This is a genomic window from Aureibaculum flavum, assembly GCF_016406085.1.
GTDB lineage: Bacteria > Bacteroidota > Bacteroidia > Flavobacteriales > Flavobacteriaceae > Aureibaculum > Aureibaculum flavum.
Genome location: NZ_JAEHFJ010000011.1, coordinates 72,920 through 87,711, shown reverse-complemented (window position 1 = coordinate 87,711; position 14,792 = coordinate 72,920). Strand labels below are relative to the sequence as shown.

Sequence of the window (14,792 nt, the reverse complement as noted above, 5' to 3'; positions counted from 1 at the left end):
ACTATTTGTAAACCCTAAACTCTACAATATGCACACCTATATTGGCATTATTTTTCAACATATTTACTCTAAAATATTTTGCTTTAGTAGGTTTAAATTCATGCACATAACCTTTTTCTGTCGCTTTTGCTTTATTGGAAGAAGCATCAATAATCTTTTGCCAATTTTTTCCATCTTCAGATACATCAATAGTATAAGCATAACTTCGATACCCATCCCAATAGGTAAATAAATGAACACTACTAATTTCAGTAACCTCAGCTAGCTCAACTTGCCATTGTTGAGGATATGGTGAAGCATCCCAAAATTTATCACGATCTACAAAGCCATCTACAGCATTTGAAGGTTCATATCCTTTATTAGAAACTGAAGCTTTGGTAACTTGATTAAAAGTAAGGTTTTCCTCATAATTTATTTTTTCAAATTTCGCTTTTCTAAGTTTACTAATTACATCTCCCTTTTGATCGAAAGCTAAGGCGTTGAGTGTAACCGTCTCATTAAACTGAAGTGGTTTTATATAGCTTTTCGATTTTGAGGTAGGAACAGATCCATCAAGAGTATATCGAATAGTTGCTTGCTCGATTTTCGCTTTTATTTGAACCGTAACCTCATTCATAAAGTTCTTCTTTTCTTTGTCATACAAACCTTCAGCACTAATAACAAAATCTTGCTCGTTTTCATTAACCCACTTTCCTGGGGTAGAAATTGATGGAGGCAATTCAGCTACTCCCCAATTCTTATTTGGCTTAGGCCCCATTTCATATTCTAAAGTTCCTCCTTTGCTTATCTCTGAAACATATATCCAAGCTTTATCTAATGGTTTCCCATTTAATTTTGCGGACTGAATATAAAAATTAGTATCACTATTATTATTAGCTATAATCTTTAATTTTTTTCCATTCTCCAACGTCACCGTTGCTCTTTTAAAGAGTGGTGCCGTGAGATCAAAAACAGGATCTATTGCACAGCCACCTTGCATTTGAAATAAGCCTAAAGAACTCATAACAAACCACGCTCCCATTTGACCCTGATCCTCGTCACCTGGCCATCCATCTTCTGGCGTATTTCCATAATAAATATTTAAAATCTCACGCACCCAATGTTGCGTCTTCCAAGGTTCTCCTGCATAATTAAATAAAAATGCCGCTTGCATATTTGGTTGATTTCCGTGATTAATGGGGAAATTTGCATAACGATCTCCTGTAGCATTAAATTTTGATTTTTTAGAATTGGTAAATCCCCAATTTAGACGTTCTAAAAACTTATCCTTTCCTAAAAAATTAATTACACCTTGTATATCATGTGGGGCATAGAAAGTATATTGCCATCCGTTACCTTCAATAAATCCTTTAGAAGAAAACGGATTATTAGGTTCTATCCATTGCCCTGTTGAACTTTTTATCCTAGCATAAGTTTCCTTTTGATCTAAGTGATTTTTATAACTCGATGATCTTTTTAAGAAATAGGCATAGTCTTCCATTTTTCCTAAATCTTTCGCCATTTGTGCTACACACCAATCTTGAAAAGCGAGTTCCATAGTATTAGAAGCAGGACCACTCTCACTTGCTACATAACCAAAATCCATATACGATTTCAACCATCGATTGCCCACAAAACCACCGCTTTTATGAACTTCTCCTGGGTTTTTCATAATTTTAACAATAGCTTCATAAGCCAAATCAACATCATAATCACGGATACCTTGCATATAGGCAGCTACAATAAATGAAACAGCAGGTGAAGAAGTCATAATAGCGGAATATTCTCCAGCATTAGGACCTTTAGGGAGCCAACCTCCCCTTTTATATATTTCTAGTAAAGAATTTACCCATGAATTCGTGATAGAAGGTGTTACAAGCGACCAGAGTCCATTTAAATTCCATTTCATACCCCAAAAGGCATCTGCACCATACACATTAAGCCCAGGTTTACCTTGAACAACTTCTTCGTTCATATCTACCCATTGTCCATTTACATCATTCCATATTGTTTTTGCACAGTAGGTTCGATAAAGGTTGGTATAAAATTTTATTTTATTCTTCTCATTATCATCTTTAATTTTTATGGCTCCCAATAAGTTGTTCCAAATCTTGCGTGCATCCTTTTTGTATTTCTCAAAAGCAAAACCGTTCGCTTTGGTTTCTGTATCTAAATTTAACCGAGCTTGGTCGGTACTTACCATTGACAAGGCTGTATGCACGTTTATTTGCTGTCCTTTAGCTGTTCTATAACGTAAATAACAACCGACATTTCCTGCACCAATAATTTGATTTACATTTTCAAGTTTAGTTTCATCTTGCCAACCACCAAGGCTTTCAAAAGGAGTATCTGTTCTAGTTACAAAATATAGATAATAATCATTTTGAAGCATAATGGTTACCCCATTATTCTGCCTATCCATAATTTTAATATATCCTTCTATTTCAGTATCACTAACCTTATTTACTTTTACCTCTAAAACTTCACCGGGATCTTCATAAGGAATTTGAAAATCAAACATTACCGCCGATTCTTTGGAAGCGGGAAATGTATAGCGTTGCACTCCAACCCGAGTAGTCGCTGACAACTCAGCTGTAACGTCGTAATCTTGTAAATAAACAGAATAATACCCAGGACTTGCCGTCTCTCTATCATTAGAAATTTTAGAACGATAACCTAATTCAGGATGCTCTTCTGTACCTGGCTCAGTTTGAATTTTACCAGTAACTGGTAGCACATAAAATGTGGAGAGATGATAATCATGAACAAAATTAAAACCTGCAATATTTTTTATTGCATAATCATGACCTGCTTTCCAATTTGATTTTTGATTATCGGGACTAAGCTTTACCATTCCAAAAGGTAAAGTGGCTCCAGGAAATAATAACGGACGGGAGTCATGAGTACCAATAAATGGATCTACATAATCTACAGGGGTTTGGCCATAACTAAGTGTTGACAGCATGCAATAGCAAAATAGGCTTAGGTAAAATAATTTCTTCATAGATTTAATCTTTAATAGGCTCTTAATTCAATAATATGCATAGAAGGATTGGCACTGTTGTATAACATGTTTACTCTAACATATCTCGCCTTTTGTTCAGTAAACTGACTAATATAGCCTTGCTCAGTAGCCTTTTCTTTATTTGCAGACTGGTCTACAACTTTTGTCCAATTTTTTCCATCAAGTGACAATTCTATATCGTACTGATAATAGCGTTGACCATCCCAATAGGTAAATAATTCTATTTTTTTAATGGGAGTTGGCTTTTCTAAATCAACCATTATTCCAGAAGGATCACCTTGAGAATCCCAAAAAGCATCTTTATCTACAAAACCATCTACTGCTTTACTCATTCCATAAATTGGACTATTTCTATTTTCTGGAGAAGTGACTTTTTTTCCAGTAGTTACATTTTTCTCAAAGTCTTTTTTAATAAATCGTGCTTGATACATTAAACCAATTGGTTCTCCCTTAAAAAAACAAATAGCTTTTACAACTTGAGGTTTGTCAACGGTAATCATTTTAGTGTATAACTTTGACGACAACGTAGGTTTACTTCCATCAAGAGTGTACCGAATCTCTGCGTCGTTTTTAAGTAGTTTTAAGGTTAGAGTTGCATTACCTATAAACTCTACATTAGGCCTGCTAATTACCGTGTCTCTTAAAGCTAATGTATTTCCCTTAACTATGGGAAGAATGGGACTTAATTGATAATTTACCAGTTTATACCCTACTCTATTTCCTTTTTTATCAAAGACACCTAATTTCGCCTTAAAATCTTTGTCAATTTTTAAGATTGACGGTAATTGTTCAGAATCTTCTGTTGGCATTTTATCATCTAGCGTATATGTAATTTTTGTGTTAGGCAAACTTGGTGTAAATGTAAGCGAGGCCACATCGCCAAACTTATTTTCTTTATTATAATAAATGCCTTCATAATTAGGCTCAGTAAATCCTTGTTTTACAATTGTTACAGGAAAAATAAGTCGATTATAACCAACATCTGTTTTTTCATATCGTTTATAATAATCTTCGTAACTACTCTTATTGTTACCATTCCAAAACACCTCGCTAATTGCTGGAACACGTTGATGAATGGACGGAATTTGTTGTTCTTCACTCATTTCCCAAGAACACATTTGTCCACCTAAAATAGGTTCACTTTCTTCAAGTTGAATTGGGTTGTGATAGGATGGAGTTGCATTCCAATGATTTTCCCATCGGTGCAGGTTCCATTTATAAATATAATCAGGATTCCATCTAAATCCGGGGGTTACATATGTAGGTTTCCAGGAAGCGTTAATTATAGTATATCCATTTTTTAATAAACTTTCTGGACGTTGATATGCGGTTTCCCACGCAAAAACAATAATATCTTTTGGAATCTTTACTTTTCGACTTCCATCTCCGGCAAAACTCTCCCAAATTAAGGTTTTCTTACTGTTTTTCTTTACAATAGCATGCATTTGCACCATGAAGTCTAAATAAATATCGTGAGCATTATCAAACCCTTTTTTTTTAATATAAGCTTTGGTTTCATCTCTTTTTTCGAATTCACCTAACCATGCCTCATCAGCACCGATATGGAAATAGGGTGATGTGTGAAATACCGCCATCATTTCTTCCATAATAGTTTCCATAGCTTTATAAACACGCTCATCTGCCAAATTGATTACACCTAGTTTTGATTCACCAAACAACTCTGGCATAGCTTTACGCATGGCTTGAGTATGACCAGGAGCATCAAATTCAGGAATAATAGTTACCCCACGGGCTTCCGCATAAGCCACTAAATCTTTCAATTCATCTAAAGTATAGTGACGATCAGGACTTGCTAGTTTTGGATAAGCCGTTGATGGAAAAGTAAACGACTGATCATCTGTTAAATGAAACTGCATGTACTTAATTTTATACCATCTACAAAGATCAATTACTTGTTTTACGGTTGCTATATTATGCCACTGTCTGGCTACGTCTAGCATAAAACCGCGGTAAGAAGAACTTGGATAATCTTTAATCGAAACGAGGGGAAAATGAACTCCTTGCCCTTGTTGCTTACCCAGTTGCAATAATGAGGTTACACCCATGATAACTGCTTTATGGCTGCCTCCTTTGATAAAAACATTTTTCCTATTAATAACTAATGAATATTCCTCTTCTTTAAGACGAGTATCATAGTCCAAAAGAATGATACCCTTTCCTTTTTTAACTTTTGAGGTAATTTCAAAAAGCGTATAAAAATCGGCACTCATTAATTCGGCTATCGGAGCTAACTCCTTTTTTACATAACCAATCTTAAAACCGTTGCTTATGTTTAAATGCCCATTATTTAATTTTATTCCCTTAGGATAAGGCACGACGGAAATATTTTCTTGAGCAAATCCTTTGATAAATAAAAAACTTATCAAAATTGCAAAAACTAAAAGATGTTTATTAACTTTCATATAAATGTTTAACTTTTAAAAAAGCACAAGAAAATCTTCTCGTGCTTTTTTTTAATTATTGTTTTATTATCAAAACTTTACACTAAAAATTCTGAGATAATATTGTAAACTAATCTTTTCGGGCAATTAGAACTTTTTCAGTTATTGTAGTTCCGTCCCAATCCAAACCATCACCTTCAAATAGTTCAATATATTCTAAGGCCAACGATCCTGTATCGGCATTATATCTTCCTCTTCCTCGAATATAAACAGAATCATGATAGCCAAATCCGTCTATTACATACATAAACTGCAATGGGATGTCAATTACACCATTTTCCTCAAATACGATCTTGGCATAATCATCAGTACCATCAAAGGTATTATAACCCCAACTCTCATATAAGTTTCTATTTGATTTCAACAAGTTTCCAAACATTACCGCATTCTCACCACTTACAAGAGTTGTGGTGGTGGTGAAGTCAGTTTTCGAACTTCCATCCGAACCTGCTGATGTCCCACTATATTCACCTACAAAAGCACTCGCACTTCCTGTAGTACCCTCAATAAATAAACTTAAAGAATCAATTGAGGCTTTAAAATAACCTTCTGAAAAAGCCGAAAAATGAACTGTCCATTCTCCAGGTATTTCATACTTATAATCTGGATCTTTTTCAGTACTTGTATTTCCATCTCCAAAATCCCATAAATAACTTTTTGAATCTTTTGAATCATTTGTGAATTTAACATTATAACCATCTTGACTTTCTATATCAATAACTGCAGTCGGATTGTCTACATTAACATTATAATCTTCATATTGATCACATGAAACTATCGCTATTAGCAAGCATGCTAATATTACTTTAATTACTATTTTTTTCATATTTTTAATATTTAATTATCACTAAATTTATACATGATAGGTTCTTGATAAACTGGCTCTAGGTTTACTGTAGTTTCTTTGGCAAACCACATTTTACCCCATAGGTTTTTAATAACCTGTGATTCAACATCTCTATAATTTGGGTTACCTCTCATATTAAATGCATAAGGCATTCTATCAGGATAACCATTTTCATTAGCAAACCCTATACTTACATACTTCAGTTTAGGATAACCAGATCTTCTAATCATCGCAAAAGTATTGAGAGCTCCATGAAATTGATCTATATAGCGTTGATTTATAATTTGTTCAATTCCTTTATTTATATCAAAGACTACAAATGGTTCTAAAAGATATTGATCAATTGAACTTTGATCATTAACACCCCATTTTTTCATGGAAGCCACAACACCCTCATTGTATAAATTTTCTGCGGTACCATTAACATCATAACCTTTGAGTGCAGCTTCCGCTTGAATAAATTTCACCTCAGCATAAGTTATCACATCTACTGGACGATGGTAAGCGAGTGCAATATCATCTCCTACAGTAGAAACTTTCTTAATTTCAAACGAATTAAATGCACTTTTAACAGCAGGTGGTGCCCCTACATATTCATATTCTGACCATTTACCTGCATTAACAGAGTCGATAGATTGTTGTGTAGCATTCAATAAAATGGTTCTTCTTGGGTCATTATTTGCACATAACATTTCAACTACGGTTGAACTTACGGAACGTAGGGTTCCGGTACTCGCTTGTTGTACGAAAACATTGGTGTTCGCACTTGACGTCTCACCAATAAATTTTACGCCCACATTATCAGCATTCTCCATTAAAACAGGATACATATCTGGGTTTTGAAAAATCTCCTCTAAACCTGCTTTTGCAGTAGTTTCATCTACCTCGGACATTCTAAGGTAAATACGAGCTCGTAATGAGTTTGCAAATTTTTTCCATTTTAGCATATCTCCTTGACAAAATAAATCTGAACCACTATCGACCTTAGCCGCATTTTGATCATCATTAATCTTTGCATGTGCCTCCTCTAACTTTAAGATAATATCTCTATAAATTGATTCTTGACTGTCAAATTTTGGATATAGAACCCCTTCAGTTCCCTTTAAAGCTTCTGAATAAGGAATATCACCATTCATGTCTGTAAAATTCCCAAAAACCCAAGCCTTCATAATCATTGCTATAGCTTCGTAATTTTCATGCTTGTCTTCAATAGCTTGTTTTCGTAATAACTCAAAATTATTTAAGGTAAGTGCAACATTATTATACGTTTGATCTGTATTCCAATCAAAATTATAAGTCTGATCCCTATAACCTAATGATCCACTATATTGAACCCAATTCAACATGGTAAATATGTTATTATCATCTAATAAAGTGCGTGACATACTCCTCTGAGCACCTAACAAAATTGATGATGAGGAAGCCGTAACTGGATTATTAGGGTCGATGTTCATTTCTTCGAATCCATCAGTACAAGCTGTGAAAACAAGAATACTTATAAATAAAAATATATATTTTTTCATTTTATCTAATTAAAATTTAATATTGATTTTAAACCCAATTCTACGAGCAGCAGGTAAGGCACCACTTTCTAACCCTGTACCGGCATTAGTACGACCTAATGACACTTCTGGATCTAAATTTGGAATATGACTATTGAGCACAGCTAAATTATTACCAACTAAAGAAATGGTTGCTCCTTGTACATACTTTAGTGGTTTTAACGTCTTCAAAGGAAACCTATAACTTAAAGACATGCTTTGTAACTTAACATAACTAGCGTCAAATAAATGAGCTTCATGTATTCCTGCTGTCCATTTGTAATAGCTTTCAGCCTCGATATAATTATCATTATCTTGATAACCTGTAACGTTGCCATTAACATCCTTAACTTCTATTACACCTTCTGCTCTTACACCACCACCTTGTGCAACTGGCAATCGTTTATCAACACCTTTATCATTTAATCCAACAGATTCTTTTAACAAACCTCTACTCATGTTATCTGCATTAGATTTTGAATAAATCTTACCTCCAAATCTTGCACTTAACGTTGCACTTAACCTTAAGTTTTTATATCTAAAAGCATTAGTTATACCCCCTAACCAGTCTGGTTGTGCATTACCTAAATATTGGTCCCAATTCATATCAGGATAATCTTGAGATCGATAAGGTCTACCATCATCCATAATTATTTTTTTACCATCTGGATTTAATACATAACTATAACCATAGATTTCTCCATAATTCTCACCTTCAGTAACTCTCACTTCTAAGCTAGCCCATCCTGTTCTAATGAATTTAATTTGATCATCTAATTCGACAAGTTTATTTTCGTTTTTTGAAGCATTTACGATAAAGTTCCATTCAAAATTATCTGTTCTGATAGGCACAGTATTCATCATTATTTCAAATCCTTTATTTTGAACATCTCCTGCATTAATGGTAGCTCTTGCATAACCAGAAGTTCTGGGTATACCTACAGTAACTATTTGATTTTTAGTATTTGTTTTATAGTATGCTAAATCAAAATTAAGTCGGTTATGGAAAAAGTTTAATTCAGTTCCAAATTCGATAGAATTTGAACGTTGTGGTTTCAAACTTGTTGGAGATAATACCGAGGTATACGTATTTATTTGTTTACCATCCCAATCCAATCCTGAACTATACGTTCCTTGCAATTGATAAGGTGCAGTATCTCCTCCTACTTGTGCCCAACTGGCTCTTAGTTTACCAAAACTTAAAATATCTTTATCCATCTTTAAAATTTCAGTAAACAAAAATGAAGCTGAAGCTGAAGGATAAAAATATGACCAGTTTTCTTTTGGTAAAACTGAAGACCAGTCATTACGAGCAGTCAAATCCAAATACAAATAATCTTTATACCCAAAAGATAAAAGTCCAAAAACGCTCTGTGTTTGTTTTTCTGAAAAAGATTGATTAACGATCTTGTCTCCCAACCCATTATTTAAGTTTGATAAACCTGGAGTAGCTAATTCTTGAACATTTGCATTCCAATTGTTACTATACGTTTCCCTTTTATTAGCTCCTATGGTATAAGAAAGATCTAAATCATCTGACAGATCTCCCTTACCATAAACAAGAAAATCATAATTATTTTCAGTATATGTACTTGTACTAACGCTATATCCTCCATCATCAAAAAAGCTTCCAGAGTTCGTTAATGCCATATCGATTTGACCGAAAGACCTATACTCTGAATTATTAACAGTTTTAGATACTGATATTTTAGCTTCAAGCCAATCAGAATAAGTATAACGCAACCCTACTCTACCTAAAACATTACGTCTTTTATAACTATTAAAATCCTCTTTTAAGACCCAATATGGATTATCGAATGCTGTAAAAATAGCTTGAGATCCATCTGGGTTTTTATGTGGAATGGAATTAATATATTTCATATCATAATTCATTGGCATTCTCATAAGATTCTGCGTAATTCCTGACCCCCATCCAGGAACCCTATTATCACTATTCGATTCTGAATAATTGACATTCATTTCTGCTTTCCACTTATCAGATAAATTTGCAAGAAGGTTTGAACTTAAACTGGTTCTACCCTCATCTGTATAAGGTGTCATTCCTGTTTCATTTGCTTTATTAAATGAAATTCGACCATAGCCTAAATCACCTCCGAAACTAACTGCCAAATTATGATTTTCTATGATTCCCGTTCTTAAAAAATCATCTACATTATTTTTGTGTGCAATCCAAGGAATCGGGACAAGATTTCCATCGATATTTGGAGATCTAAATTGGGGCAAATATAAATTTTCATCGAATTTAGGTCCCCAAGAGTCCTGAGATAATTCATTTGATCCTGGATTATTGCGATCTCCTTTATATTCATAAATATTATTATTACCGGCACCATATGCCGTTTGAAAATCAGAGCGGATAACAGGATTAGAAAACGTTTGATTTAAACTATAATCAATTCCAATTCCATGTTTTATACCATCTCCTTTTTTGGTGGTAATTAAAATAACACCATTTGCTGCTCGTGAACCATACAAAGCAGTTGCACCTGCCCCTTTTAAAATAGAAATTTCAGCAATATCTTCTGGGTTTACTTTAGAAATTGGATCTCCAAAATCTATCCTTCCCTGACTATTCCATCCATCCCAAAAAGATTGTTTATCAACCTCTTCGTTATAAAACGGTACTCCATCAATAACGAATAACGGCAAGTTATTTCCACTTAAATTAGTATTTCCTCTTATCACTATGTTAGAAGAACCACCCATACCAGAAGTACCTCCTGAAATAAAAAGGCCTGCTGTTTTCCCCGCTAATGACTGTACTAAATTAGGCTCTGCAGACATAGAAACATCTGATCCTTTAATAGTCTGTACAGCATAACCTACAGCTTTTTTTTCTCGTTTAATTCCCATTGCAGTAATTACCACTTCAGATAAGGCATCAATTTCTGGTTTTAATGACACCGAAAGTTCTTCAGCATTTAGTACCAATTTTTCGTAGGACTTATATCCTATAAATGAAAAAACCAACGTCTTACCTTTGTCTATTCTTAATTTATAGGTCCCGTCATCATTCGTTTGGGTACCTGTTTGAGTTCCCTTTACATAAACATTCACATAAGGCATCGGGCTATTATTTTCATCGGTAACGGTGCCGGATAACTCGATTTTCTCTTGTCCATGTGATACGTTTACAAAAATCAATTGTAAAATCAGAGCAATTAAGAAGTGTTTACTCTTAGACACATTTTTTTCCATAATTATTGAGTTTGGTTAAAATTCTTGCTCAAAATTATATTTTCCACCTCTTGATAAATGATAATTAAGTCTCATATCCTTATAATTTTATGTTAAATAGTGTGAATTCAATGGGTAAAAAGCTATAGAATTAAAAAAACGTTATAAATACCTTCATTCATTTCAACAAAAAAACATATTTCAAAAGGAGAAAAAGTAAAGAAAAGTAAACATCTAAACGAATGTAATTATTACCGTTTTGAAATTACCGCATAAGAAGATGATTTCAAAAGTCGATTAATAGGTATAGTCCTATCTTGGAAAATCAATGAGATTCTAATAAAAAACAGGTAACAACCTTAACGATTAAATCATATCTAATTAAATTTTACTTCCAGTTAAAAACTACGAACCAAACATTTTCTATATTCTAAAACAATCCACTTTACAACAAACGTTTGCATTAAGACAAAGGTAATATCAATTCAAATAGATAACAATTTTAATGAGAAATCATAAACAACTCACTGAATCAGTAGATTACATAAAATAAAATTACCTCACAATTTTATGCAAACGTTTGCGTAATTGAAATATTTAATTATATTTGTGTCATAATAGACACCCATAAATTTTAATTCATGAAAAAACTAATTGAAAATTCCCCTTTTAATTTTTACAAAGCAACCTTTGTAAAAAAGTCAATTTTTTTCTTCTTTTTACTCCTTTTTTCCATCACAACAGGTTTTTCTCAAAACCAATCTGTTTCAGGAAAAATAACTGATGGAGTTACTGGAGAACCATTAATTGGAGTTAGCATTATTCTCAAAGGCTCTATCAGAGGTGTATCTTCTGACTTAGACGGAAAGTATAATTTTGACAACATTTCCACAAATGACATTTTAGTCTTTTCCTATGTTGGCTATGGAGAGAAAGAAGTAAAAATTGGTAATGAAAATATTGTGAACATTACTTTAAATGCTTTAACAGACCAACTTGACGAAGTGATTATTGTTGGTTATGGTGTTAAAAAGAAAATAAACGTTACGGGATCAGTGATTTCTGTAAAAAGTGAAGACATAGACAAGTCAAGCTTACAAGATCCCATATCTGTTCTACAAGGAAGAGCTGCAGGAGTTCAAGTAATCTCAAATTCAGGAGCTCCAGGTGGTGGAATGTCAATTAAAATAAGAGGTAATTCTTCGTTAAATTCTGGCAACTCTCCATTATATGTAGTTGATGGTGTTCCCATTGAATCGAACATGCTTTCTTCATTAAATGGTACAGAAAACTTCGGACTTAACCCTTTATCCGATATAAACCCTGGTGATATTGAGTCTATTGAAATATTAAAAGATGCAGCCTCTACAGCTATATACGGTTCTCGTGCTGCAAATGGTGTAATATTAATTACAACTAAAAGAGGTTCTTCAGGTAAAGCACAAGTTGATGTTAGCATCAACACTGGTGTTAGTGAAATATCAAGAACACTAAGTGTATTAAATGCAACACAATACAGACAAGTGATTCTTGATGCTTACAATAATATGGACAACCCTACTACACCGAACGGGATTATTTTGGATTCTTTAAATCCAAGAAACAATGGTGATGTTGATTGGCAAAAAGAACTTCTTAGAGTCGCACCTCAATACAAAGTAAATTTGGCAGTACGTGGTGGTTCTGATGATATTAAATATGCTTGGAGTACTTCTTTTCTAAATCAAGATGGTGTTATCTTAAATTCAAATTATAAAAGAGTTACTTCACGATTAAATGTTGATTATAAAGTTTCTGAAAAATTGACCTTTGGTCAAAGTTTTTCTTATACCTATGGTCTTAATAATAGGATAAATGCCGGTGGTACTAATAACCTAAGTGTAATTCGTGAATTACTAGTAAGACCACCAATTTTTGCTATGTATTTACCTGATGGTTCTTATAACGGTTATCAATTTGGTAGAAGAAACCCAGTTGGACTTGCAGAATTAGCAACACACACTAACCAAAACAATAGAATTATTGGAAGTCAATATTTTGAATATGAAATACTAGAAGGATTTAAATTAAGAAGTAATCTTAATTTAGATAACATCTCTATGAAAGAAGATGAGTTTATCCCTTCTACATTAGATTATAGAGCTGGTTACAATAGTGGTTCTGTCCGTGCTATCAATAATTTAACTTGGGGTAATGAGACTTATTTAAGTTATAACAAAACTATAAAAGAAGACCATAACTTATCTGCACTTGCAGGTATGAGTTTTCAGAAATGGAAATACGAAAGAGTTGGTTTAGATGGCATGTTCTTTGCCAGTGATAATGTTACCACTTTAAATGGTGCTGGTACAATCTCTAACCAAGAGGTTAACATTGTAACTGAACATTCAATGTTATCTTATTTTGGAAGACTTTCTTATGATTATAAAGGCAAGTACTTATTTGAAGCTAATTTAAGAACTGACGGATCTTCACGTTTTGGTAAAGATAATCGTTTCGGTTACTTTCCTTCGGCATCTGTTGGATGGCGTTTCTCTGATGAGTCATTTTTCGAAAACTTAGACATTGTAAATGATGCAAAATTAAGATTCAGTATAGGTCAAACTGGTAATGAGGCTATTGGCAATTACACCTCTCAAGGTGAATTTGCTTTAGGTGCAAATTATATAGATAATTCAGGTGCTGCACCTTCAGTAATGCCTAATTCAGGATTAACATGGGAAACAACAACTCAGTATAATGCAGGTTTAGATATTGCACTTTTGCAAAATAGAATAACACTAAACGCTGATATTTATTTAAAAAAGACAGAAGATTTACTTTATAATGTGCCCGTACCTAGAACAACTGGTTTTGCTTATGTAACTCAAAATATTGGTAGTATTGAGAATAAGGGGATTGAATTGTCTATAACTTCTAGAAACCTTGTTGGTGATTTCAAATGGGATACTAACTTCAATATTAGTTCTAATAAAAACGAAATAACAGATTTACCTGATGACCTACTAACAAATGGTTTTATACAAAATGGTAATTATCACATTTTAAAAGAAGGTTTACCAATTGGTACATTTTATGGTTATAAGTTTAATGGTGTTTATTCTAGAGATGAAGACAATGTTAATGGAGTAACCAATGGTGCTCTTGGTCAAATTTATAAAGGAGGTGACCCTATTTGGGATGACGTTAATGGTGATGATATTATAAACGAAGATGACAGACAAATAATTGGAGATGCTACACCAGATTTCTTCGGAGGTATAACCAATAACTTTTCTTACAAAGGATTAAGTTTAGGAATTTTCTTTCAGTTCTCTTATGGCAATGATATTTATAGTGAAATTAATCACCAAAGAAATTCAGTTGTTAGATATAACAACCTATCAACTGATGCTTTAGATAGATGGAGAAACCAAGGAGACGTTACTGATTTTCCTAAACCTGTATTAGATGATCCTTTGCGTTCAGATAGTAGAGTTCAAAGTCGTTGGGTAGAAGATGGGTCTTATATAAAACTTAAGAATATTAATCTAAGTTATAATATACCTAATAATGTGGTAACAAAATTAGGATTGAGAAAGCTAGAAGTATATGCCTCAGCTCTTAATTTAATTACTTGGACAAAGTATACCGGTTTTGACCCTGACGTTAATTCTTACAGTGGTTTAAGAGAAGGTATTGATGAAGGATCATACCCACAGAGTCGTACTATAATGTTAGGTTTGAATATTGGATTTTAA

The 14,792-nt window shown here is 33.3% G+C and carries 6 protein-coding genes; 1 reads left to right on the top strand and 5 read right to left on the bottom strand.

Annotated features, from left to right (window positions below; translation table 11 throughout):
- Position 1 precedes the first annotated feature (1 nt).
- The 5 genes from JBL43_RS17485 to JBL43_RS17465 form a co-directional block, all read right to left on the bottom strand.
- Positions 2-2,983 carry a GH92 family glycosyl hydrolase gene (locus tag JBL43_RS17485; protein WP_198842685.1) on the bottom strand — a complete coding sequence of 994 codons (2,982 nt, stop codon included), beginning with the start codon at positions 2,981-2,983 and terminating at the stop codon, positions 2-4.
- Between the two features lie 11 nt (positions 2,984-2,994).
- A complete protein-coding gene (locus tag JBL43_RS17480; RefSeq protein WP_198842684.1) occupies positions 2,995-5,427 on the bottom strand; it encodes a family 20 glycosylhydrolase in 2,433 nt (810 codons plus the stop codon).
- Positions 5,428-5,536: 109 nt separating this feature from the next.
- Positions 5,537-6,292 carry a PKD domain-containing protein gene (locus JBL43_RS17475; RefSeq protein ID WP_198842683.1) on the bottom strand — a complete coding sequence of 252 codons (756 nt, stop codon included), beginning with the start codon at positions 6,290-6,292 and terminating at the stop codon, positions 5,537-5,539.
- 11 nt (positions 6,293-6,303) lie between these two features.
- Complete coding sequence (locus JBL43_RS17470; protein WP_198842682.1) at positions 6,304-7,836, bottom strand: SusD/RagB family nutrient-binding outer membrane lipoprotein; 1,533 nt, start codon at positions 7,834-7,836, stop codon at positions 6,304-6,306.
- Between the two features lie 9 nt (positions 7,837-7,845).
- On the bottom strand, positions 7,846-11,073 hold the full coding sequence (locus JBL43_RS17465; protein WP_198842681.1) for a SusC/RagA family TonB-linked outer membrane protein: 3,228 nt from the start codon (positions 11,071-11,073) through the stop codon (positions 7,846-7,848).
- Between the two features lie 620 nt (positions 11,074-11,693).
- Here JBL43_RS17465 and JBL43_RS17460 point away from each other — a divergent pair.
- Entirely contained in the window at positions 11,694-14,792 is a 3,099-nt protein-coding gene (locus JBL43_RS17460; RefSeq protein ID WP_198842680.1) for a SusC/RagA family TonB-linked outer membrane protein, read from the top strand.